Origin of the sequence: Catellatospora paridis (genome assembly GCF_009720365.1) — a bacterium.
Classification (GTDB): domain Bacteria; phylum Actinomycetota; class Actinomycetes; order Mycobacteriales; family Micromonosporaceae; genus Catellatospora; species Catellatospora paridis.
The window spans coordinates 68,720-92,492 of the sequence record NZ_ML769315.1 but is presented as its reverse complement, the minus strand read 5'-3'; the positions used below and the strand labels follow the sequence as shown (position 1 = coordinate 92,492).

Annotated in this window: 13 protein-coding genes, 1 tRNA gene and 1 pseudogene; 8 read left to right on the top strand and 7 right to left on the bottom strand. The window is 68.4% G+C overall.

The genetic code is table 11. The features are described from left to right. Positions 1 to 66: 66 nt before the first annotated feature. The 4 genes from F9C41_RS13215 to F9C41_RS13200 form a co-directional block, all read right to left on the bottom strand. Positions 67 to 1,344, bottom strand: a complete 1,278-nt coding sequence (locus F9C41_RS13215; protein ID WP_196279747.1) for an EAL domain-containing protein — start codon at positions 1,342 to 1,344, stop codon at positions 67 to 69. Between the two features lie 400 nt (positions 1,345 to 1,744). Further along, positions 1,745 to 2,332: a hypothetical protein gene (locus tag F9C41_RS13210; protein ID WP_155387084.1), complete on the bottom strand. Its 588-nt coding sequence runs from the start codon at positions 2,330 to 2,332 to the stop codon at positions 1,745 to 1,747. A 101-nt stretch (positions 2,333 to 2,433) separates the two neighbouring features. Continuing rightward, positions 2,434 to 3,144, bottom strand: coding sequence for a hypothetical protein (locus F9C41_RS13205; RefSeq protein WP_155387083.1), 711 nt, complete (start codon positions 3,142 to 3,144; stop codon positions 2,434 to 2,436). Positions 3,145 to 3,295: 151 nt separating this feature from the next. Next, complete coding sequence (locus F9C41_RS13200) at positions 3,296 to 4,507, bottom strand: cytochrome P450 (protein WP_155387082.1); 1,212 nt, start codon at positions 4,505 to 4,507, stop codon at positions 3,296 to 3,298. A gap of 335 nt (positions 4,508 to 4,842) precedes the next feature. Between F9C41_RS13200 and F9C41_RS13195 the strand changes: the two genes are divergently transcribed. The 4 genes and pseudogenes from F9C41_RS13195 to F9C41_RS13180 all read left to right on the top strand — a co-directional run bounded on the left by F9C41_RS13195 (position 4,843) and on the right by F9C41_RS13180 (position 14,765). Beyond that, positions 4,843 to 6,105, top strand: coding sequence for a sensor domain-containing phosphodiesterase (locus tag F9C41_RS13195; protein ID WP_155387081.1), 1,263 nt, complete (start codon positions 4,843 to 4,845; stop codon positions 6,103 to 6,105). Between the two features lie 748 nt (positions 6,106 to 6,853). After that, positions 6,854 to 10,033: a bifunctional cytochrome P450/NADPH--P450 reductase gene (locus tag F9C41_RS13190; RefSeq protein WP_155387080.1), complete on the top strand. Its 3,180-nt coding sequence runs from the start codon at positions 6,854 to 6,856 to the stop codon at positions 10,031 to 10,033. 84 nt (positions 10,034 to 10,117) lie between these two features. Continuing rightward, a pseudogene (locus F9C41_RS13185) lies at positions 10,118 to 11,761 on the top strand (MFS transporter). A 1,087-nt stretch (positions 11,762 to 12,848) separates the two neighbouring features. Then, positions 12,849 to 14,765 (top strand): sensor domain-containing diguanylate cyclase, encoded by a 1,917-nt coding sequence (locus F9C41_RS13180; protein WP_196279745.1) that lies wholly within the window; start codon positions 12,849 to 12,851, stop codon positions 14,763 to 14,765. Between the two features lie 28 nt (positions 14,766 to 14,793). Here the strand turns inward: F9C41_RS13180 and F9C41_RS13175 are convergent, their stop codons facing one another. Beyond that, a complete protein-coding gene (locus F9C41_RS13175; RefSeq protein WP_155387078.1) occupies positions 14,794 to 15,180 on the bottom strand; it encodes a hypothetical protein in 387 nt (128 codons plus the stop codon). A 1,004-nt stretch (positions 15,181 to 16,184) separates the two neighbouring features. On the opposite strand from F9C41_RS13175, the gene F9C41_RS13170 reads away from it, so the two are divergent. Then, positions 16,185 to 16,616: a DUF4240 domain-containing protein gene (locus tag F9C41_RS13170; RefSeq protein WP_155387077.1), complete on the top strand. Its 432-nt coding sequence runs from the start codon at positions 16,185 to 16,187 to the stop codon at positions 16,614 to 16,616. A 317-nt stretch (positions 16,617 to 16,933) separates the two neighbouring features. Here F9C41_RS13170 and F9C41_RS13165 read toward each other — a convergent pair whose 3' ends face one another. Then, complete coding sequence (locus tag F9C41_RS13165) at positions 16,934 to 18,607, bottom strand: HEAT repeat domain-containing protein (RefSeq protein WP_155387076.1); 1,674 nt, start codon at positions 18,605 to 18,607, stop codon at positions 16,934 to 16,936. Between the two features lie 674 nt (positions 18,608 to 19,281). Between F9C41_RS13165 and F9C41_RS13160 the strand changes: the two genes are divergently transcribed. The 3 genes from F9C41_RS13160 to F9C41_RS13150 all read left to right on the top strand — a co-directional run bounded on the left by F9C41_RS13160 (position 19,282) and on the right by F9C41_RS13150 (position 21,993). Next, on the top strand, positions 19,282 to 20,187 hold the full coding sequence (locus tag F9C41_RS13160) for a hypothetical protein (protein ID WP_155387075.1): 906 nt from the start codon (positions 19,282 to 19,284) through the stop codon (positions 20,185 to 20,187). Between the two features lie 497 nt (positions 20,188 to 20,684). Next, positions 20,685 to 20,756 (top strand) — tRNA-OTHER (locus F9C41_RS13155). A 28-nt stretch (positions 20,757 to 20,784) separates the two neighbouring features. After that, positions 20,785 to 21,993, top strand: coding sequence for an ankyrin repeat domain-containing protein (locus F9C41_RS13150; RefSeq protein ID WP_155387074.1), 1,209 nt, complete (start codon positions 20,785 to 20,787; stop codon positions 21,991 to 21,993). A 463-nt stretch (positions 21,994 to 22,456) separates the two neighbouring features. Here F9C41_RS13150 and F9C41_RS13145 read toward each other — a convergent pair whose 3' ends face one another. Next, complete coding sequence (locus F9C41_RS13145) at positions 22,457 to 23,758, bottom strand: LpqB family beta-propeller domain-containing protein (protein ID WP_196279744.1); 1,302 nt, start codon at positions 23,756 to 23,758, stop codon at positions 22,457 to 22,459. Between the last annotated feature and the right edge of the window lie 15 nt (positions 23,759 to 23,773).

Genomic DNA, 23,773 nt, shown 5'->3' with positions numbered 1-23,773 from the left:
CACAGACTGTTCGCCGCCCCGACCGTCGCCGCGATGCGCCAGGCCGCGCAGCTGCTGGCGGGCCGGTCAGCTGTGTGGAGAGCCGAATCCATAGGTCAGCTCCGGGATCCGGTTGATCAGCGTGCACCCTGCCTCGGTCACCAGCAGCCGATCGTAGGTCAGCACGAAGTCGTAGGTCGGCCCCGCTTCGTCGTCGGCGGCATGTGGACGCGCTCTGGCGATGAGTCCGGCGGCGAAGTAGCTGCCGATGACTAGCACCGCCAGTTCCTCTGCCAGTGGGTCGTCGGCGGCTAGCGACACACCCTGGATGCCGGGACCGGGCAGTGGCGGCAAACCCGGGCCGTATGCGGTGACCGCGACGCCGCGGTTGGCGATGTGGCTGTAGGCCATGCGCGTCTCGGCGTCGAGGTCGCGGTCCTGTACGACGGCGAACAGCATGGTCGCGTCATCAGTATGCAGCGCCGTCTGCTCCAGTAGGCGGCGCATGGGCGTGAGCATCGCGAGGGTCGCCGGGCTGAGCGAGCTTGTCTGTTCCACGACAGCGAAAGGAGTGGTGTTCGTCGACGGAAGGGGACTGACGCGGGGAAGCTGCACGGGCGAAAGTTCGACGACATCCGGCAGCGGACCGGGCCTGCCGAACAGCCACCCCTGGCCCAGGCGTGCGCCCACGGCGCGGGCGGCGTCGAGATGCTCGCGGGTCTCGATGCCCTCGGCCAGCACGACCGCGCCGGTGCGGCCGGCTTCGGTAAGCACGGCGTTGACCACGTAGGACTGCGCCCACGTCGCCCCGCCCTGGACCACAGCACGGTCAAGTTTGATGACGTCGGGGCGTACCAGCGCCATCATGTTCAGGCTGGCGGGGTCGGCTCCGACGTCATCGAGGGCTAGGCGGTTGTGGTTGGTGCGCGCACCGATCACAAACCGGATCAGCTCGGCCGGGTTCCTGACCTCCCGCTCGGTCAACTCGATCACCAAATCGAGCCGGCTGAGCACCTCCTCATAGATGCCGACCAGTTCGGGCGGACACGCGGACCCGACCGTCTGCGGCTCCACGTTGAGGAACAGCGGGAACCTCTGACCGCCGGCGCGCAAGGCCGCCTCACACGCCACCGAGCAGCAGATCCAGTCGAGGTGCGTCACCACCCCGCGCCGTTCGGCTTCAGTGAACAGCGCATCCGGGCTGACGAACCGGCTCCCCTCAGGCCCCCGAGCCAGCGCCTCATAACCGACCGGCAGCCCGTCCTCGAGCGCCACGACCGGCTGGAAGACAGGCCGGATCAAACGCTGGGACAGGATCTGATCGAACTCGGTGCCCCCGTCCGGCCGGGCTTGGGGGACACTCACAGCCACCTCCGCAAGGACACCAATCGGACATGAACCACTAAGCGTTCCCGCCCCAGCCACATAATAGTCGCAAATCGCCCACGGTTAGGCTCGTCGTTGACGTCCCCGGTTGTCCCAGACCGAGGCCCCGATGAACGTGGGGCGTGGGGTTCGGTGCCGACCCGGTACCAGGTCTTCAGCGGATCACCGAGCCAAGAGCGGGCGGACTCGCAGCCGCCGCTCGTTGCGGTGTACAGGTAGAGGTCGACCTGGCCGCCCATGGAGGGGTGTTCGTCGCCGGCTCCCTGGCGGGGGCATGGTCGTGGACGAGTCCGACCCGGCCGCTACGACATGATCGGTGCCGCGATCTGCCTGGCCGGTGACGCGGCATCATGTACGCGCCGAGCCGCCAGCTGAGCGTTCAGACCGGGGGCTGGTGTTGCCTGCTGCCTGGTGCAGGAGGTCTGGTCGTCGCTGAGCTGTCGGGGGTGGGTGAGGCAGCGCCGTGATGGGGGGCGTGTCCTCCGACGCGAGGTGGGCTGGTCGCCAGGGCGGCAACGGTGATGGCAGCTATCGCTACCGCGCCCACGGCGATCAAGCCGATCTGTTCTTTGCTGAGAGCCCTCGGCTCCTGAACGGAAGGGCGGTGGATCGCGAGCACGAGCAACGCGACCACGAGCACCTCCAGGACGCTGCACAGCAGGTCGGCCGCACCGACCGTTTCGGCCCGCCACGGCTCGGGTCCGATCGGTAGCCCGGTCGTGCGGGTGAGCAGCCAGAGGCCGACGACCGCGGCGTTCACCGCCGCGAACGGGCGCGGGATCGGCAACAGGTCTCCTGCCAGCGCGTCCACGGCCCATCCCATCTGCGCGACACCGAGCAGGATGAAGAAGACGCCGTACAGCCACCACTGGGCGACGTGCTCCGAGACGACGGTGAGGTGGATGAGCCCGGCTCCCAACGAGGCGAACCCAGCCCAGTATCGGACCACCACCGCCCCGCCGGACATCCTCAGCCCTCGCCCACCAACGGAGTCTGGCTGGGCGTTGCTCGGCGCATTGTCGACTGATGCGGGCGGCTGCTCGGCGTGGAAGTCCGTGTGCCGGGCGTTCATGACGCCGGTGCCGGCTGCCCGGGTATCGCCGCGTCCGGTGTCCGGAGTTGGCGTACGCCGACGGTTCCGACGCTGGCGCACAGGCACAGGCCGGAGGCGATCAGCAGCGGCGGATAGTTGAGGAAGCTGAGTACGCCGAGCACGCCGATGGGCAGCAGCAGCGCGAGCCCGAGATGCAAGATGCCCGCGCGGTGCAGTCCGACGCAGGTGACGACGAGTCCGGTGACGAGCAGCAGGAAGATGATGCCGGTCGGGATCGTGACGGCGGTGTTGGCCAGCGCGTCGTCGATGTAGCCCTGCATCATGGTCGTGTTGAGGTTCTTCTCCGAACCGGCGACGTAGGTCATGAAGTCCATGCCGTCGAACGCCCCCCAGCTCACGAAGCCCATGGCTGAGAGCACGAGGCCCCAGAAGGCCGCCTTGGGATGGGTGCGCCGTACGAGCCGGGTCAGCCCGATGACTGCTGGGAGCAGGAAGACCCCGCCGAGGAAGAACAGCGTGTGCGCGATGTAGAAGCGGGTCGTGTGGTCGTGGGCGGCGCCGTAGTACTCCGAGCCGCTCGTGACCCGGATGCCGTGCGGCGGATGGATGATCGTCGCGGCGAGGACGATGAGCGGGCCGACGATCATGTAGATGGCGAAGCCGACCCGCTCGGTGCGGGAATAGTCAGTGCCGGCGTGCTCAGCCTGACCTGTGGTGGTGGCCATTGCTGACCTCCTTCGCGTAGGGGTCACGCTGGGACGTGGCCGCCGCTTGCGTGCACCGCTTCTTGCGGGACGATGCGTGAGGGTTACCGACGCTGGCGGGCCGTGCCGCGGTGAGCGTCCGTCCTGCCTACTGCGCTCGACGCCACGGGTGTCACCCGTGGTCGACGAGGAGGTGGACCGGGCCCCGTAGCAGGGGGCTTCGTCGATACGGCGGTGGGTCGGCGGTCAGCCGGGGGCGGTCGACGCGGCGGACGAACTCAGACAGCGCGATCTGGGCTTCAAGCCGGGCCAGCGGTCCGCCGAAGCACAGGTGGATGCCCCCGCCGAACCCGAGGTGCTGGTTGTCGCGGCGGTCGGGGTCGAACCGGTCGGGGTCGTGAAAGCGGTCGGGGTCGCGGTTGCCCGCGGCGAGCATGAGCATGACCTGCGAGCCCTGGGCGACGACGGTGCCGGCGACGGTGATGTTGCTGTAGGCCACCCGCCACGGGACGATCTGCACCGGCGGCTCGTAGCGCAGCAGCTCCTCGACCAGGGAAACGACGAGGCCGGGTTCGGCGCGTAGCCGCTCGAGCACGTCCGGGTGCCGCAACAGCGTCAGCACACCGTTGGTGATCAGATTGACGGTGGTCTCATGGCCGGCGACGAGCAGCAGGTTGGCCGTGCTCACGATCTGCTCGTCGGTCATGCGCCCGTCAGGGCCGTCGTCGCCGGCCAGCCGCGACAGCAGGTCGTCGCCTGGCCGACCGCGGCGGCTGTCCAGAAGGCCGCCGAGGTACTGGTGTAGGTCGTCGATGGCCTGCATGCCTTCCTGCAACGTTTCCGGAGGGTCCAGACTCGGGTCGTAGTCCATGACCTCGATCTCCGACTCGACCCACCGGCGGAAGCGTGACTCGTCCTCGCGTGGAACGCCGAGCAGGCGACAGATCACCGTGACCGGGAACGGGTAGGCGAAGTCGTCGACGACGTCGATCTGAGCCTTGCCTGCGAAGCCGTCGATCAGGTCGCTGACGATGGCGGCCAGCTCGGGCCTCATCGCGTCCACCAGCCCGGGCCGGTGCGGGGGGCCGAAGTGGCGCATCGTCATGCGCCGCAGCCGGTCGTGCTCGGGCGGATCGAGATTGATGAACTCCGGCGTCTCCTGGCTCCAGGCCTCCGACGGCTTGGGACGCGTCTGCAGACGCACATCGGAGCTCAGCTGCGGGTTGTGCAGCAACTCCGATATCTCCCGGTAGGTGCTGACCACAAAGCTGCCGTCCTCCTGCTCGGCCACCGGGGTCTTACGGAGTTCGGCATACAGCGGGTACGGGTCGGCCCGGCTCGAGTAGTCGAGGATCTCCTGAACAATGCTCTGCGCCTGAGCCACAGTCAGGCTCCCTCCCATGGTCGCGGGCCGGGACAACGCCAGTTATAAACGGCTGAAAGCAAGCGAATTATGCTCAAAATAGCCTAACATTGCCGAAGAAGCTCATTCACCGCATCAGGAATAACAGCGTTCTGAGCTTGAAATCAACACCCTTGGTGGGCGTGGCAGCCGCAAGCGCAGCCGGACTCCACGCCGATCTTGCCGTGGCGGACTGCATCGAACGTGGCAGATAAGTCTGCTGCGGCAGATGCGCTCCGGCCGTACCGGCGCTTCGCCGGTGGCTAGGCTGGGGCTATGCCAAGGGCCCGGCGTGGGCTAGGAAAGCCGGTGACCGGGTGAGCGGGTTCGCCGAAGGTGGTGAGCGCAGCGATGCCGAGTTTGACGCTCTGCTGAGCGGACGCGCCATCTATCCGGTCTTTCAGCCGATCGTTGCGCTCGCGGGCCGTAACGTGGTCGGCTACGAGGCGCTGGCCCGGGGACCGGCCGGTTCGGCGTTCGAGTTTCCCGCGGCGTTGTTCAGTCACGCGCAGCGGGCGGGCCGGGTCGGAGAGCTGGACTGGGCAGCCCGGGCCGCGGCGTTCCATCACGCCCTGGCGGCGGTACTGCCCTATGAGGTCCCGCTGTTCGTCAACACCGAGCCGTCGACGCTACGCACCGCCTGCCCGCCGGACCTGATCTCGACTGTCGACGTCGCCGTCGAAAAGCTGCAGATCGTCTTCGAGATCACCGAGCGGTCCCTGGGAGACGACCCGGCGGCCCTGCTGATGCTGATGGCCCGAGTGCGGGCCCGTTCAGCGAGGATCGCCCTGGACGACGTCGGGGTGAACCCGGCGAGCCTGGCCTTGATGTCGCTGCTGCACCCCGACGTGATCAAACTCGATGGCGGTCTGGTGCGCAGACCCATGACCGAGCCGTCGGAACTGGTGGTGAAAGCGGTCCAGGCCGAGTCCGCCCGCACGGGCGCAGTGGTCCTGGCGGAGGGCATCGAAACCGAAGGCCACCTGCAGGCGGCACTCAGCCTGGGCGCAACCCTGGGGCAAGGCTGGCTGTTCGGACATCCTGGTCCGCTGCCGGCCCGCCACGAGCGACCCGGTGCCGAACTGCCCCGCAACACCTGGCTCGACACCGCCGCGAGGACACCCTTCGAGGTCGCCAGCCGCCACCACGCCGCCAGCCCCGCCACCGAGGACCTGCTCAACGCGCTCAGCACCCGCATGGAGGCCATGGCCGCCCGAGCACCCGAGTCCATGGTCATGCTCGCGACGTTCATGCACGTCAAGTACCTCACTGAAACCATCAGCGCCCGTTTCGCGGCGCGCGCCGCCGACGGCGCCCTCACCGCCGTGTTCGCCCGCGACATGCCGCCGCGCCCCGCCGCGGGCGTCCAGGGCGTCGCCCTGGGAGACGACGACCCGCTCACCGGGGAATGGACTGTGATCATCGTCGACAGTTACTTCGCCGGCGGCCTCTTCGCCAGAAGGATCCAGACGCCGGATCATCCGCCCGGGTGTGAGTTCGAGATGATCCTCAGCTACGACCGGGCGCTGGTCACCGAAGCAGCCCAGAGCCTGATGAAGAGACTGACACCCGGCCCGTAAGCGACAGCGCATCTGCCAGCGTTGTCGACGCTTTAGTTCTACCTCAAGGCGGCGCCGCGGGCCGTGGTCTAGCTGCCTCCGATGGCTCGGAGGTGGCGCGACGATCGAAGGCGATCAGGTCGGCCGGTGCCCTCTCCGGCTAGCAGGTTGAGCGTCGGGCGGGTGTCAGCGTCGCCGATCAGTTGGCGGATGTGCTTGACGGACCACTTCAGCTCGTCGGTCAGGGCGGAGGTGGTCATGTCGTTGTCGACCGCGAGTTCAAAGGCGCTGGTTAGCAGGGTGGGTTGTTCACCGTGGAAGCCGGCGGTGGGCTCGGGGGCGAATGCGCCGGTCGAACGAAGCTGGTTCAGCCGCTGATAGGCGCGCGTGGTGGTGATGTCGGAGAAGATGCCGACTTCGCGGCAGCGGTAGCTGAGGCTGTCGACCGAGACGCCCCAGGCTTGCTGAAGTTCTGCCAGGGCGGCGAAGTTGGAGCGGGGCGGTAGCTGCCCGATGATGCTGTCACGGCCGGCCGTGATGGCGGGCCTGCCAGGAGGTCTTCCGACAACTCCCCGGACTGGTGCCGAACTCGGGTACTGCCGGGCCTTCCGCGCAGGACTGTTCCTCGCTGGCGAACTCGGCGTCGCGCCATCACACGACTTCGGAGAGTGTTAGCCTCACCATATCCTTTCTAGTCAGCAGTTAAGGGTCATAACGGATATCCGAGCAGAGATGTCTCAACGGGTGTTGGCGTTGCGAGGTGGTCAGCATGAGTAAGCCTTCTGATCCCAACACGATTCCGGAGCCGCGGAACCACCTGCTGCTCAAGAACGCGCCGGAGATCGACGCCGATGCCCCCGTACAGAGTCTGGCGCGGCTGGCGCGCGAGCTCGGCCCGATCTACCGCTTTGCGACGCCGCTTGAGACGTGGCTGATGTTGAGTTCGCATGAGCTTGTCGCGGATGCCTGCGATCAGAGCCGGTTCGACAAGAGCGTCAACGTCGCACTGCAGCAGGTCAGGGACTTCACGCACGATGGGCTTTTCACGGCCTACACCGATGAGCCCAACTGGGGTAAGGCGCACCGGATTCTCATGCCGGCGTTCAGCCCGATGGCGATGCGTGACTACTTCGACTACATGCTGGATATCGCCGATCAGATGTGCACCAAATGGGAGCGGTTCGGCCCCGAGACGGTGATCGACGTCGTCGACAACATGACGCGGCTGACCCTCGACACGATCGGTGTGTGCGGTTTCGGCTACCGCTTCAACTCGTTCTACCAGCGCGAGATGCACCCGTTCGTGGAGGCGATGGTGCGGGCCTTGCAGGAGGCCGGCCATCGCATGCAGCAACTGCCGCTGCAGACGAAGCTGCAACGCAGCGCGAATCGTCAATACGATGCGGACATCGCCTTCATGCACACCGTCACGTCGGAGCTGCTCGCCAAGCGGCGGACACTGGCGGCCGCGGACGTGCCGCGCGACCTGCTGACCTTGATGCTGACCGCCCAGGACCCAGTCACCGGTGAGGTACTCGACGACGAGAACATCCAGGCCCAGCTGGTGACCTTCCTGATCGCCGGCCACGAGACGACCAGCGGGCTGCTGACAGCCGCGCTGTACCTGCTCATGCGCCATCCGGAACAGCTCGAACGCGCCCGAGCAGTAGTCGACGAAGTGCTCGGCTCGGAGATGCCGAGATTCGAACATCTCGCCAAGCTCGGGTACATCGATCAGGTCCTGCGCGAGACGTTGCGCATGCACCCGCCGGTCGGGGTGTTCGGTGTGTACGCGAAGGAAGACACGACGCTCGCGGGCCGCTATCCCGTGGCCAAGGACGACATCCTCATGCTCCTGACGATCCTGACGCACCGCGATCCCGCGGTCTGGCCGGATCCGGACCGCTTCGACCCGGACCGCTTCGCGCCCGACGCCATGGCACACATTCCCGAACACGCCTGGAAGCCCTTCGGAAACGGCCAGCGTTCCTGCATCGGTTATGCCTTCGCGCTCCAGGAAGCGACGCTGGTGCTCGCGATGGTGCTGCAACGCTTCGAGATCTCCGAGCCGGCGCCGTACGACCTCGTGATCAGAGAAACCCTCACGCTAAAACCGCAGGGCTTCAAGATCCAGGTGCGGCTGCGTAAGCCCATCCAGCGCGGCGTCACGACCAAGCCCGTCGCCACGGCAGTGCCGACAGCGAAGGAGGCCGCAGCCTCGGCCGCGCACGGCACACCGCTGCTGCTGCTATACGGCTCGAACTCGGGTGCCTCGGAGGCCTTCGCCCGCCAGATCGCCAGCGACGGCGCGGCACGCGGCTACGACGCCACGGTCGCGCCCCTGGACGACTACACCGGGATGCTCCCCAAGGATCGTGCCGTCACGATCGTGACCGCCTCCTACAACGGGCAGCCACCCGACAACGCAGCCAAGTTCTGCACCTGGCTGTCCGGCGTTCCCAGCGGCTCACTCGCCGGCGTCCGATACGCGGTCTTCGGCTGCGGCAACCGCGACTGGGCCCCGACCTACCAGGCAGTGCCCAAGAGCGTCGACGAACACCTCCAGCAGGCAGGCGCACATGCGTTCATGCAACGCGGCGAAGGCGACGCGCGCGGCGACTTCTTCGGCGACTTCGACCGCTGGTACGCGCCCTACTGGGACACCCTCAACACCGCGCTGGGCGTCACCGCGAGCGCCGTCGACACCGGCCCGCTCTACGACGTGGAGGAGGTGCCGTCAAGCCGCGCCACCCTCATCCGGGAGCAGGACCTTGACTACGCCACGCTTGCAGTCAACCGCGAGCTGGTGGACATGAGTTCACCGTTGGGCCGGTCGAAGCGTCACCTCGAATTCAGCCTGCCCGCAGGAGACATGTACGCCGCGGGCGACTACCTGGCGATCCTGCCGGTAAACCATCCGGAGCTGGTACAACGCGCCGCCCAACGCTTCGGGCTCCGCACCGATGCGGGCATGGTGCTCCGCTCCACCCGCGGGGCGCACGCCGCGTCACTGCCGACCGATCGCCCGATCGTGGTCGAGGACCTGCTGGGCCGCTACGTCGAACTGTCAGCACCGGCCACCGTCAAGAACGTGGCGCGTCTGGCCGAGAAGAGCACATCGGCGCAGGATTCGCAGGAACTCGCGGCCATCGCCGCCGACCACAGCCGCTACCAGGAAGAGATCCTGAACAAACGCGTCAGCGTGCTCGACCTGCTCGAAGACCACCCATCGTGCGAGTTGTCGTTCGCCGAGTTCCTCGAAATGCTGCCCGCAATGCGGGTACGGCAGTATTCAATATCGTCGTCGCCACGCGACGACCCCACGCGCTGCTCCGTCACCGTGGCCGTGGTCGATGCGCCGGCCTGGTCCGGCCACGGCCAGTTCCACGGCACAGCATCGAGCTACCTCGCCCGCCGCGAAGTGGGCGACCGGGTGCCGGTCGCCATCCGCACACCGAACGTCCCCTTCCACCCGCCGGCCGCAAACGACACACCGGTGATCATGGTTGGTGCCGGAACCGGCGTGGCACCGTTCCGCGGTTTCCTCCAAGAACGCGCGTACCGCAGCGCCCACGGCGAGGAAACCGGCACTGGGCTGCTCTTCTTCGGCTGCGACCACCCCGACGTCGACTTCCTCTACCACGAAGAGATGGACGGATGGGCACGCGACGGCATCGTCGAAGTCTTCCCGGCCTTCTACAGGAAGCCCGATGGCGATGTCACGTTCGTCCAGCACCGGCTGTGGCAGGAACGTGAGCGTGTCCGCGCCGCGTTCAGACAGGGCGCGGTGGTCTACGTGTGCGGCGACGGCGAGCACATGGCACCGGCCGTACGCGACACCCTGGCCAAGATCTATCAGGAAGCCGCGGCATGCTCCGACAAGGACGCCGACGAGTGGCTGCACGACATGGAACGTGAAGGTCGCTACGTACCCGACGTGTTCGCGTAACCGGGCGACCACCGGCGACCCAGTCCGGACCGGGGCTCGGCGTTGGCTGTGCGGCCGGAATTCCTAAAGCGTATAAACCTAGACATGGTAGATGATTCGGGTATGGCGCGTGCGGCTACCCCGGCGGCTGCCGCCTCCACCAGCCCGGCCAGAAGCGGCCTGGTCCTCGGCGCGCTGATCCTCGTCGCCGGCGTGGCCAACCTCAACCTGGCCGTGGCCAACGTGGCCCTGCCCGAGATCGCCAGGGTCTTCGACGCCTCACAGGTACAGCTCAACCTGGTCGCGGTGGCCTACTCGCTGGGCCTTGCCGGATCGGTGCTCTACTTCGGCGCCCTCGGCGACCGCTACGGCCGCAAACTGCTGCTGGTACTCGGCATGGCCCTGTCCATCCCGGCCTGCCTGCTCGCCGCCTAGGCACCCACCGTCGAGGTCCTGGTGCTGGCCCGGGTCCTGGGCGGGCTGTCGGCGGGTATGGCCTTCCCGACCACCCTGGCTCTGATCACCGCGCTGTGGTCGGGGCCGGCGCGCACGAAGTCCATCGCGCTGTGGTCGGGCATCGGCGGCGGCATCTCCGCCCTGGGGCCGCTGGTCGCCGGGTGGCTGCTGTTGCACTTCTGGTGGGGCTCGGTCTTCCTCGTCACGCTGCCGCTGGCCGCGCTGGCCCTGGTGCTGGCTGTTGTGCTGGTGCCCGCTCACGTCAACGAGAACACCGAGCCGGTCGACAACCTCGGCGGTTTCCTGTCCGTGGTGTTCGTCGCCGCGCTGGTGCTGGCCATCAACTTCGCCCCGGTCGCCGGCGAGCAGACGCTGACCCGGTGGCTGGCGGCCATCGCCGTGGTCGCCGGTGCGGCGTTCGTCATCCGCCAGGGCCGTACCCGGTTCCCGCTCTACGACCTGCATGTGGCTAGCCGGCGCGTGTTCTGGGTCGCCGCCGTGGCCGGCATGGTCGTGTTCGGCACGCTGATGGGCGCCATGTTCGTCGGGCAGCAGTTCCTGCAGAACGTGCTCGGCTATTCGAGCCTGGCCTCGGGCGCGGCCATCCTGCCCGCGGCGTTTCTCATGGTGCTGGCCGCGCCGATCTCCGCCCGGCTGGTCGACCGGCGCGGGGCCCGCTTCACCCTGCTCACCGGTTACCTGTTCTGCCTGCTCGGTTTCATCGTCATGCTGACCCTGTGGGCCGAGGGCACCCCCTACTGGCAGGTCGCCTTGGCCTACGCCCTGGTCGGCGCCGGGGTCGGGCTGGCCGGCACGCCCGCGTCGCACTCGCTGACCGGGTCGGTGCCGGTACATCGGGCCGGCATGGCCTCGGGCACCGCCGACCTGCAACGCGACCTCGGCGGGGCGATCATGCAGTCCATCCTCGGCGCGCTGCTCACCGCCGGATACGTCGCCGCAGCCGGCAAAGCCATCGCCGGCGCCCCCAGCAGCGAGCAGGCCCTGATCACCAGCAACGTGGCCGCACAGCTGGAGAAGTCGTTCGCCGGCGCCATCGACATCGAAAAGCAGTTCCCCCAATACGCCGGCCGAATCACCGCCGCCGCCAAACAGTCCTTCCTGGCCGGGGCGGACTGGGCCTACCTCACCGGCATCATCGCCGTCCTTGCCGGCGCCGCGATCGTGTTCTTCCTCTTTCCACGCAAGACCGAGGAGGAGCGCCTACTCGCCGGCTATCACGCCGAGGACACCACCGGCCGCACCGCAGCCGTACCGGCCACAGACCAGCGGTGACCAGGGGCCAGATCCATGGATGGTTTCGGGCTGTACGAGCTGCCAGAAGAAGGCCGCCCGTGACGCTCAGGTCAGGCACCCAGGCCCGCCGGCTTGCAACGCTTCGCGGCGTGTCGAACGCGATCCGCAACCTGGCCCGCAACGGCTGCGTGTGGCGGACACCGCCCCGCTGACTTCCCACCCTGTGCGACCGTCTGCCACTACGGTCGCACCTGGACCGCGACGGCACCCTAACCCGCCTCTATGCTGCCCTGCGTGAACGGGTCCGCGCCGCCGAGGGCCGCAACGCGCAGCCGTCCCCGTCCGCAGACGGCACGAGGCCGCCCTTCACACTCGGCAGAAGACCTGGCGGCCTGGGCGCAGGCCTGAACGGTCGCGACGGAATGGCCGAGTACTTGCTGGTTCCGGCGTCGCGCTCCTGATTCCGCTGGGTACCCTCGGTCACCGCGAGGCCTCCCCGCTCAGCGGCGCGGGCTGATCAGATATCTCACCGTCAAGCGGTCGCTGCATCTGCTGGGGCGCCAGCCAAGACCGCGATGGGGGAGGCTCAGGCACGCCCATGCGGACAAGCGCCTGACGTAGCGGGGCGGTGAGCTAAACCGCTGCATAGGAGGTTGCGGAGGAGGCCACAACTACCCAGCCTAAGAAAATAGGACATAAACTAGGAATAGACGCCGTAGCGTATTACGATCTCGTATCGGTGCTAAAGTACCTACATACGCAACCCGGTCTCCGCCTCGGAAGGTACGGGTCACATCGTTGCCAAGCGGGGCGACCGGGTTTCCGAGCCGCCCGGTCATCGCATCTCCTTAGCCTTACTGTAAATGCCATGACCGGGCGGTCCATGCGTCCTGAGCGCGCTGCACGAACGGGTTCTGGCTCAGCGGCGATGTCGGCCAGGCCGGCCAACTGCTAGCCGACGAGGCCCTGCCTGCGGAACAAGAACGCATTCCGTCACGGCCGGATCCCGGGTGGATGCCCACCGGTCGCCGCCCGGTCGCGGAGGCGACTATCGCCGCTGGACGCGGCGCCCGGGTGACCTCGCGCGGAGGAAGCGGTGGGTTGGGGGCTACCGATGAGTGGATCCATGCCGGCACGGCCTGGGCGGCGATCTGCTGACCCGGTTCTTGCCGCGCTGGTCGTCGGGGCGGTCGTGTCCATCGCGGCGGTGTTGGTGGCACCCGCGGCTCTGGCCGCCGCCGATGTGGTCAAGGTCGTCGTTCGTCTGGTCTTCGCGTGGCTGTGCTGGCAGGTCGCGACCAGGCCGCAGATAGCCCTGGCGGCGCGCCGGTTCTGGCGCACCCTCGCCGTGACCGGCCTGTTGTTCGCGCTGGGCAACGTGTTGGGGTTGGCCGGCGGGTTCGGTCGTGCCTCCCCGTCCGCACCCATCCTGTTCGGGTCGTCGGCGCTCATCGCCGTCGGCGTGGCATTGCTGGGCTGGGCCATGCTCGTCTATCCACTGGATGTGGTCGGCCTCGCCCGGGTGCGGCTGCGACTGGACGTGGCCACCGTCATGGTCGCCTTTGCGATGCTGGCGTGGCATGTCCTGTGCGAACCCGACGGCTACCCGCCGAGCCACATCGGCCAGCTCGCGGCCACGTTGCTCGGCTGCGCCATGGCGCTGATCGCTGCCTTCGGGGCGGTGAAGTTGCTGATCAGCGGTTCGGCGCCGTTCACCACCGGGGCAGGAGTGGCTCTCGGGGCAGGTGTGCTGATCGGAGCCTGGACCTATTTCAACGTGCTCAACCTGCGCGCCGACGACGTCCAAACCCTCCGGGCCGCCCAGTTGGCGTCCGCGTTTCTGCTAGCGGTCGCAGCCCGCGTGCAATACCTGCAGATGCGTACCCGGCACAGTGGCCTGACCGCGCACCCGCGTCCGGCCTACAGCCGCCTGCCCTACGTCGCCGTCGCGGTCACGCAGCTGCTGCTCGTGTTCGAACTGTGGCAGGAAGGGCTGACCGTCCGCGGCTGGGGGATGGTGCTCGGCACGGTCACCGTGGCCCTGCTGGTGATGATCCGACAGAACCTGGCCTTCACCGACAACGCACGGCTGCTGCGCGACCTCGACGAGAGCATGCTGCAGCTGCGCCACCACGAGCAGCGTTTCCGGTCCCTGGTCCAGCACGCCTCCGACCTCACGCTGCTGGTCGACGCCCAGGGTACGGTCCGCTACGCCAGCCCGGCGCTGCAAGACCTGCTGGGCATGGACCCCGAGCAGGCCGTGGGCCGGCCGATAGCCGGCGTACTGCGCCCCGACGACGCGCCGGCCGTCGAGCAGCTGCTCGCTGACGTGATCGCCGGCTCGGACGAAGGGGTGCGGCGGCAGCTGCTGGTCCACCATGCCGACGGCTCCGCCCGCTGGCTGGAGGCGCTGGCCACCAACCGGCTCGACGATGCGGGCGTGTCCGGCGTCATCATCAACCTCCGCGACGTGACCGAGGCCCGGAACATGCAGGATCAGCTGCGCCACGAGGCGACCCACGACCATCTCACCGGGCTGCCCAACCGGGCACTGCTCGACGAACGGGCGCAGCGGTTCCTGCAGGACCCCGAGCCCACCCGCCATGAAGCGGTCCTTCTGCTGGACCTTGACGACTTCAAGGCCGTCAACGACGAACTGGGTCACCAGGTCGGCGACCAGCTGCTCGTCGTCGTCGCCGACCGCCTGCGCCAGTGCGTCCGCCCGACCGACACCGTCGCCCGGCTGGGCGGGGACGAGTTCGTGGTCCTGCTGATCGGCACCACCACCGCCGGTGCGGTCGCCACCGCCCGGCGCATCCTCGACGCACTGGCGGAGCAGGTGTCGATCGAGGGCCACCAGGTGTCCGCCCGTGCGAGCATCGGCGTCGCGGTCGGCGCCGGCGAGCAGTTCGACGCCCTGCTGCGCGACGCGGATCTCGGCATGTACCAGGCCAAGCGTGATCCCACGGGGGAGGGCATGCACGTCATCGACCACACCGGGAACTGGACGCCACCGTCGGCTCGGGCCGCCGAGTCCACCTAAACGATGGCGCCATCATCGGCAGGCAGCCTCAGGCTGAGCACGCCGCGTGCCAGCGCGATTGCAGCGCAGCCAGCAATGGGTATTGCGCGGCGGCCAGCCTGTTGAGTGGTGGCCGTTTGTGATGGGTGCGCTTGTGCCCAAGCCTGGCGGCTTGGCCGGTCTCGTTGATGTGGTCTTCGTCCAGCCACGTGCGGTGCAGGTGGCGTAGGTCGTAGAGGCGTAGCCCAGGGCACACCGCGTCCCACCCAGTCTTCTCGTCGCCGTCGCCGTCGCCGTCGCCGTCGCAGGCCTGCCGCCATGGCGCGTTGACGTCTCGGCGGGACAGCAGGTCGCCGTCAGGGCGGCTGAACAACAGCTGACCGGTCGAGTTCAGGTCCGCGTCGAGCAGGGAGTCGGGGAACGGTGGTAGGAACACGTGCCGGACCGAGGCCTGGTTTTCGGCCGCTGAGTGTCGGGTCGATACACCGACCAGCGTCTGCCGTGACGACGCCTCCGGGGTTCGCTACGGTCAAACAGACCGTCGTCGGACCGCCGTCACGGTCATATCTGGCCCCTGAGCTGCTGGTATGCGGTTCGCATTCTGCCATGTATGGTCCACCGCCGGACAATGCTGATATGTCCGAATGTATCGATTGGCCTGGCTCTCTGAGCTGGGCCTTTCGTGTTTATTGGTGGTTCGAGCGCCGTATCACCGGCACATTGACCAGTCAGCGATGCCCTCTGTCGGTGTGACATGCTCGCAGTCCGAGGCTGCCTGTCGAATTTGTCAGACGGGCTTTGACGCTCACCATTGCTGTCGCCATCATCGGCTTGAGGCCCGTGATCGCAGGCCGGTCGCGCGCACTGTGGCTGGGCTGGTGTGGGTGGAACGGCAAGCCGCCCAAGTCGGTGTCAAGGCTGGCTGTGGCGGATGCGGCATACTCCCCGGCGTGATATCGCCGCTGGAGACGTTCGCCGGGCTGCTCGACCGGTCGGTCTGTGAGATGGCCGAACTGGCGGCGGACGCGAGAAGGTTCGACCCTGTCCGCACCGCGACTGCCGGCCGCACCGATCGGCTCTGGCCCGACCGTGCTCCGTTTCGTCTCCTACACCGAGCCGCACGACGACTACGACGTCGCCCGGCCAGGCTCCGCCGTCGTGCTCGCTGCGGTCCCGGGCGACGGATCCGGCGGCACCGTGGAACCTGGCGGGTCAGGATATCGCCCAGCCGTCGCGCTTCCGCGTCGCGAGCAGCGCGTTCCCCGGGGTCAAGCAGGCTCGCTGCGATGCCGGTGCGCTGAGCATCGGCGACACGTTCGCCGTCCACCCACAGGACCGGTAGAGGCGGCACCACCTTGCTACGCCATTTTCAGTACTTCGGGCGGCGACCGCTCGGCAAACAAGCGCTGGTACTGACCGGCGTGACGTTTAAGGAGTGAAGTGTTTACTGACGACGAGTTCTGGGAGCTGGTGGCCACGCTCGGCGGACGACCGGACGCCCAGGACGACACTCCCTATGAAGAGCTGACTGAGCAGCTCGCGCAGGGGCCGGTCGACCGCATCACCGGCTTCGCCGAGGTGCTGGCCCGGCAGCTATACGAGCTGGACCGCAAGTACCTCGCGCAAGGCACTGGCCTTTCCGCCGACGGCTTTCTCTATGCCCGCTGCGCCGTAGTCGTCGGCGGTTGGGAGGCGGTAGCGACGGTGCTCGCCGACAAAGCTGCGTTCGCCCCGTACGCCACTGACGAGGCAGCGCACGCAGAGTCGATCCTCGATGTCGCATCGAACGCTTACCGGTTGAAGACGGGTCGCGACTGGGACCACGTAGAGGAATACGACTACGAAACCGGCTCCAACGAAGAGTGGTGGTAAGGCAGACGCAGGTCACCGCGGCGGCACCGGCGACGCGGTGACCTGCGTCTGCATCGGTCATGGTGACGGTTGCAGGTCGTCAGCGGCGTTCGGACCGCGGGCCGGACATGGGGGAGAATCCGACTTCGAAGACGGTGCCGAGATGCACCGCGCCTGGCTGCGCTGTACGGCTGGTCGACCGATTGAATGAGGAGCCCGGGCCGCCGTGGTGACCTGGCGTGCCGTGCCCCGGGTCGACGAAACCCGCGGCGACTGAGCCAGTGTCGGACTACTGCCCGCACGGATGGACGAGCGGGGGCCGCTTGGTCAGTGCGGTGTCACACCGCCACGGCGAGCCGCTGCCGCATCGTGTCGACGGGCAGAGCGGCGTTCGCGGCGGCGGGCTCGGCCAGGTCCGGGTCGTCGAGCAGCATGACGATAAGCGGTACCGGTAGGCGTGGGCAGGCGGCCATTGCTCGGCGGACCCCGGGATCGGGGTCGTGCGCGAGGCGTTCAACGAGGTCGGGTGCGGCGAGGGGGTCACGCGCGGCGAGTCGGCGCACCGCTGGATCGGGATCGTCGGCGAGCCGCGCCAGGTCCGTGGTCGGGAAGTTCGGCATGGCTAGCAGCCGCGCTCGACCGTGACCGTCGTACTCACGAAAGGAGCGCAGCAGCAACGCCGACGGCGCGGCCGGGTGATGCTGGGCGAGGAGCACCCGCACGCCGAGGTCGGTGTCCTGCGCGAGTGTCTCGACGAGATCTGCGGGTAGGCGCGGGTCGGCCGCCGCTCGGCGGCGCAGCAGGATGTTGACCGATGACGCCCATCGCACCGACTGCTCCAGCGGCGGCAACGTGGAGGCACGCATCCACGGGTGCTCGTCCCGCCGGTTCGAGAACTCGACCGGCCCGAACGGCCGGTGCTCCCGCGACGTGGTGACGTCGATGTCGATCGCGGCCCGCTCGTCCTCGGTGAGCCGTGGGTGGACCGAAACCGCGGTTCGCACGGCGACGTCGGGGTCGGCGGCGAGTCGCGTCAGCTGCGCACGGCTCAGATCGTCACGCTCGGCCAGACTGCACCGGGCATCGGACGAGGGGTGCTCGAACAGTGTGTCCAGCACGTCGGTCGGCAGGGTGCGGTTGCCCGCCATGGCGGAGACCCCGCCGCCGCCATCGTTCGCGTCGACGGCGAGCACGTGCGCGATGAGCGGCCGGGATAGCCGCCGCTCGCGCAGCAGGCCACGGTAGGCATAGCCGTTGCACGAGAGGAGGTCTGCCGGCTCGTGCACCCGGGTCAGGCCGACGTCGTACCGGACCGCCGCCGCGCGGACTTCCGGCACGGGGTCATGCAGCAGCGCCTGCGTCACCTCGTCACGTTTGACCTCGTTCAGTAGCCCGAGCCGGTCAACCGCGGCGGTCCGCACTCGGGGTTCGGGATGCCGGGCGGCAACCGGCACCGACCGCCGGTCCTTCGACATCAACTCGATCAGCTCGCAGTGCAACTCGTCGGCCGTCGTCAGCGTGCGCTGGAACTGTCGGACAAGCCGGTCGAACTCGGGGGTGAATACACGGTCGGGCAGTGCGAGGTCCGGGTCGGCGCGGAGGGCCCCGACCACCCGAGGGTCGGGATCGTCGACAAGCCGTAGCCGGATCGCCGAGTCGACGTACCGGTTGACCGCCAGCGCCGCTCGTACCCGCGCCGACGGGTGCCGCAGCATCGCCTCGACCACGACAGGCGGCAGGTCGGCGCGCCGGTTGAACGCATCCGATAGCGCGTCGCCGTGCGCGCCGAGGAGACCCAGCAGTACGTCGGTCGGCGCGGCCGGGTTGTGGGCGAGGCCGCGCAGCACTGGGTCCACGGCGGGCTCGTCACGCCACAGGTTCGTGCGCGTTCTGAACGCCCGCGGCGTGCCAAGCGGGTCGTCGGTGACGGTCGGGGGCAGCAACAGCCAGTGATCATCGAACACGAGCCCCGAGCGTAGTGGCGCAAAACCACAGCTCACACGGCTGTTCACCCGAGTGACCGGGCATCCGGCCCGGTGTACGCTATCGGCGGCACTATCCCAGCGCAGGCGCGGGTGAACCAGCCGCGGCGCCCGGTCCGCCCCTCGGCTTGCTGAGCACATGCGGTGCCGAGGCCCAATCCACTACGGCTGCGGGTCAACCCCCATCGGCGGATTCGGACCTTCGGCCCACGAGCCGGTGACGGCGCGCCGCGCGTATGGCGGCAAGCAGCGGGATGGGCGCCGGTCACTCGGAAAGACCAGGCTGAGTTCGGCGCGTTCGGACTGCCGGTACGGTCACAATCGGCCCGTGAGCTGCTGGAATGCGGTTCGGATTCTGCCGTGTATGGCCCACCGTCGGACATATGCTGATATGTCCGAATGTATCGATTGGCCTGGCTTTCTGAGCTGGACCTTTCGTGTTAAGAGGCGGTTCGAGCACACTTAACACCGCTCCTTTCCCGACGCTCACACGGGCGGAGCCTTGCCAGTTCGGGGTGGGACGCCGCATCCCTCGTGATCCGAGGCCCGGCCCGAAGGGCGCGCGCGAACATGCGGAGCGCGACGGCTGGATGATCACAGTAAGATCTCGATCGTGTCTGCGCAGTTCAACGGGCACCACGCGGGTAATCCAGGCTTCTACGATCTTGGCCGTGCCGTTCCCGCGACTCTCTTCCCTCTTGGGCATGCCCAGTCGAGACATGGTTTGCCACTATCCCGACCTCGCGCCGCTACGGGCGGCGTTGCGGGCCGAGGACTGGCCGGCCGTGATCGCCTTCTTCGACGGATTGCCGGAGCGTCAAGACCCGACCGTCGCGACCTACCTGGTTGCCGAGACCAAGGGAGTGGAGAGGTTCCTGCGAGTCGCGAGCGGTGGATCCGCGTCGTCGACACTCGCCGGTTCGCTGCTCGGCGCACGGCTGATCGTCATGGCCTGGGACGCGCGCGGCGCCGCACGCGCGCGGCGTACCAGCAGGCGAGAGTTCAGGTCGTTTCATCAGATCCTTGTCGAGGCCGAGCAGGTGTTGAGCGAGGTGACGGCCGAGGACCCCGACAACGTCGCGGCGTGGACGTCGCGGTTGAAGGCCGCGCGGGGCCTGGGGTTGGGCCAGCAGGAAGCGAGCCGGCGTTACGAGCGCGCCGTCAAGGCACGGACGCACCCGTTCCTCGCCCAGTTGTCCCATGTCCAGCAGCTGTGCCCGAAGTGGGGCGGGTCCTTGGAGCGGATGCACGCGTTTGCGCGCGAATGCGCCGACAATGCCCCGCCCGGCTCGCTCAACGCTGCGGCGGTCGCCGAGGCGCACCTGGAGCATTTCTTCCACGAGCGGGACTTCCGTTACCTGCGGCGCCCGGCGGTCCTCCAGGACGTTAAGGACGCCGTGGCCCGGTCGGTCGGGCACCCGGACTACCGTCCGGTGCACGGCTGGGTGCAGGCCCAGTCGAGCTTCGCGTACGTGCTGTGGCACGCCGGGGATCGTTGGGGTGCCGACGCGCGCATGGCGGCGCTGGGCAACCGGATAACGCAGTACCCGTGGTCCCACATCGAGTTCTGGTCGGCGCGCCGCAGCCTCAGCCGCGGCATTGCCCGATGAGGCAAGTTTGCGCGCATCGGCGCTACGCCCTGCGCGTCCGTGCGGCGGCAACCGTAACAACTGGCCCCTGAGCTGCTGGAATGCGGTTCGGATTCTGCTGGGTATGGTCCACCCATACAATACGGACATTTGGCCGCTACGAAGTCCCAGCTCTCTGAGCTGCGACTTCGCGGGTTGTCGGGTGCCGATAAATGGGTGTAGAGCAGTTAACGCCCGATTAGCCCGGCGCGAACCGTCGTGAGACCGCGATGAGCGCCATGGAGTGTCCGCGCCGGTCCATGCCGAGGCTCATTCGGTCGGCGTAGGGATGCAGCCGCGTCGGCAACATCATCGACGGCTTCACAGGCCGTCGATCGGCTCGGCGAGTCAGTGAACGGCGGCGAGGTAGCTACATCACGGGCGGTGCGGGAGAAGTGGCCTGTTGCGCCGTAGAGGTCTGCGCTAGCCGCAGGGCGGACTGCGCCCCTCCATGATCGGCACTACACTGCTGGCCGAGCGGGGCCGTAGCGCAGAAGTCGTCGCGCCGCACGTCAATGCGGAGGACGCCGGTGCGAATCCGGCCGGTCCCGCCCTCTCGGACGTGGGGGCAGTCGGCTGATGAGCAAATCACGGCGATGGTCGGGTGTACGTCCTCAGCCACGGCATCCTGCCGCGTCGACGATCGCGGCCTGCACCGCCGCACGCCTGGCGGGGGACTGGGAGGCTGCTTGCCTTGCCGCCGGCCTGCGCTCGGCCGTGGACCTTGCCGCGGTAGCTTCCCGCTGGGGCGCGGCCGAGGCGCGGCGCCTTTGGGAGGGTCTGACTCAGCTGGCGCCCGACCTGATGCAGCAGCATCTGGGCTCCGACTTCCGCGGCTGGAACAGCTACGCGACCGTGGTCCTAACCGACGAAACCGTGACGCCCGTCAGGCGCAAGTTCGGGGCGGTCAGGTTACCGGACCGGCCGGTGCTGGCCCTGAGCGGACCGGCTTCGGCGGGGGAGGCGCCCGGCGCGTACCTGACTGTCACCGTGCCTGAGCGGCTGGAGCACCGGTGGCAAGCGCTGCCGCGGTGGTGCTGGAGAGCCGATGCCGTGGCCGACCGCCGGGAGGCCTACCTGTCCGGCCGCGACCAAGCCCGCGCCGACACCGAAGCACTGCGTTCGGGCCGCATGAGTTTGGCCGACCTGCATCCGCTGGTCTACGCGGCATTGCATCCGGGGCAGGTGCAGCCCCAATCTGAGTACCTTTGGTACTGGCCGCAGGTGCGGGTGCGGTGCGCGGGTACTTGGCACCGGGTGCAGGTGGCCGATGGTGGCTTGGCCCTGCTGGACCACGCCGGTGAGCAGGTCCGGCGGGAGGCGGCGCTGGCGGCGTTGGGCGGTCCGGTCCAGGGTTGCATGGCTGTGCGGCGCACCTGGTACAGCGGGCAGGGCCGCCTGCCAGGCGACCTGCACCGGATGCGCCAGCAGTTGTTCGAGTACGCGGTGGCCGGCCACACAGAGGTGGTCGTTGCCATGCTCGACGCCGGGTTCGACCCTGCCGTGGTCGACGGTAACGGCCGTAATCTGCTGCACTACCTGTCACGGCTGGACCACGTGCTCGTGCTCCCACGGTTGCTGGCTGCTGGTCTGCAGGTCAACGGTCAGGACAGGAACGGCGCTACGGCGTTGCACCTCGCGGCGCATCGACGGGCTGGGGACGTGATGGCGGCGCTCATTCAGGCAGGTGCCAATCCCGGTGTCGTTGATAACGACGGGTTGCTGGCCGAAATGACACCCATGCCGTGGCGACGCGAGGAGGCGGCGTACGTCCGCATTGCTCGCTGAACGTGGCTGCTGAAGGTCCATACGCCAGTGGAGGATTCAGGCCCTTTGAGCCGACGGAGAGATGAGTAGAGGCTAGGTGTGACATCCACCACGGTCGTCCTACTCCCGCGAGGCATACCGCTCAGGGACCGCTCGGTCGACTGCTGTATGGACCAACAGGACAGCTGGGCTGGTGTGGCCCTCGGCGGGCGTATAGCCGACGGCTGCTACAGCTCGTGCCAGTGGCTCAGAGACTTCTGGATGCGGCAGACCGAGGGCTTCCACGCCGTCTGGAAGTGGGCTAGATAGCCGCCGCCGTTTCGTCAGCGATGCCCGCTCAGCCGGTCTGTTCAACCGTGGCGCAGGCGCAGATGTTCATGGACGAACCGGATCGCCATGGCGCCCTCACCGACGGCGGAGGCGACCCGTTTCCTATATATGTCAAGCGATGAGGCACGCAGGGGTCGTCCCGGTGGGGCGGGTCTCAGCGGCCGCGGAGGCGCTGCGCGGCGGCGCGGGCGAGCGCCGTGCCCGCGCGGAGCGGCGCGGTCACGCGCCACGACCTCGAGCCGCGGACGCGGTCGAGCTCGGCGTTCGCCTCGGCCTGGGCGCGGTCCCGCAGGTCGCGCTCGTCGGCCAGGCGCGCGATCTCCTCGTCGAGCCGGGCCGCGTGCTCGGCCGCGTCCACGCGCAAGGACTCGAGCTCGGCGCACAGCGCCTGCTCCCGCTCGGCCGCGGCTCGCTCCCGCTCCGCAGCCGCGTGCTTCGCATCTGAGCCGGTCTCCAGCAGGTACAGCTCGTAGCCGGTGAGCGCGCTCTCGTCGGGCCCGGGCTCGACGGCGAGCGCGGGCTCGAGGTCGTAGAACGCCAGCGGCAGGCACTCCGCGGTCGCGACCAGCACGTTCGAGCGGACGTCGACGTCGATCCCCTTCGGCCCGCCCTCCTGCGGGTTGTGCCGCCCACGGAGGAACGTCTCCTCGTCCATCACCCGGAGCGTCGAGGTCGGGTACGCAACGCCGTCCCAGCTCCCATCGCTGGAGGTGAAGATGTGGACGAACGGCGCGCCCGCGTCCGCGACCACGAGGAAACGGTCGTCGGTCCCGAAGCGGACCCCGTGCGGGTAGCGCGCGCCGCGGAGGACGCCGACGGGCTCGACGTCGCCGCCGAGGCTCGCGCAGTGGTAGACGAGGACGCTGTGCGTGTTGTGGTTCGAGACGGCGAGCCGGCGCCCGTCCCGGCTCAGCGCCAGGCCGTCGGGGATGTCGAGCCAACGTCGGACGACGAGCTCGCCGTCCACCAGCCGGCCGCTCGCGTCCAGCGTGTGCCGCGTGACCGTGTGGGCGTAGTTGTTGCACGCGAGGATCTCGCGCCGGCCGGCAGCGTCCTCGCGCACTGCGACGGACCCGGGCGTGTAGAGCAGGCTCGCCGGGTCGTCGGGGACCGGCCCCGTGGTCGCGAGGAGGTCGGCCCCGCCGGGGACGAGCCGGACAACGGCGACCCCGCCGCCGCGGTTGGCGACAACGATCACGTCCTCGTCCACGAAGTCGACGCCGTGCGGGTCCTGGAAGGCCGGCGACTCGACGTGCTCGAGGGCCGTGACCGCGACCTCGGGGCCGGCGGCGGTCCGCGTTATCTCGACCTCCGCGATTGCGATCCGCCCGCTCGCGAAGCCCGCAATCGCGAGCCGCCGCCCGCTCGGCGAGAGCCGCACGTCCTCAGTCCGCGCGAGAGCGCCGAGTGCGTCGTGGACGTGCCCGGGAGCCTTGAACGCGATCTCATGCGGCACGGCAGGGGCATGTGC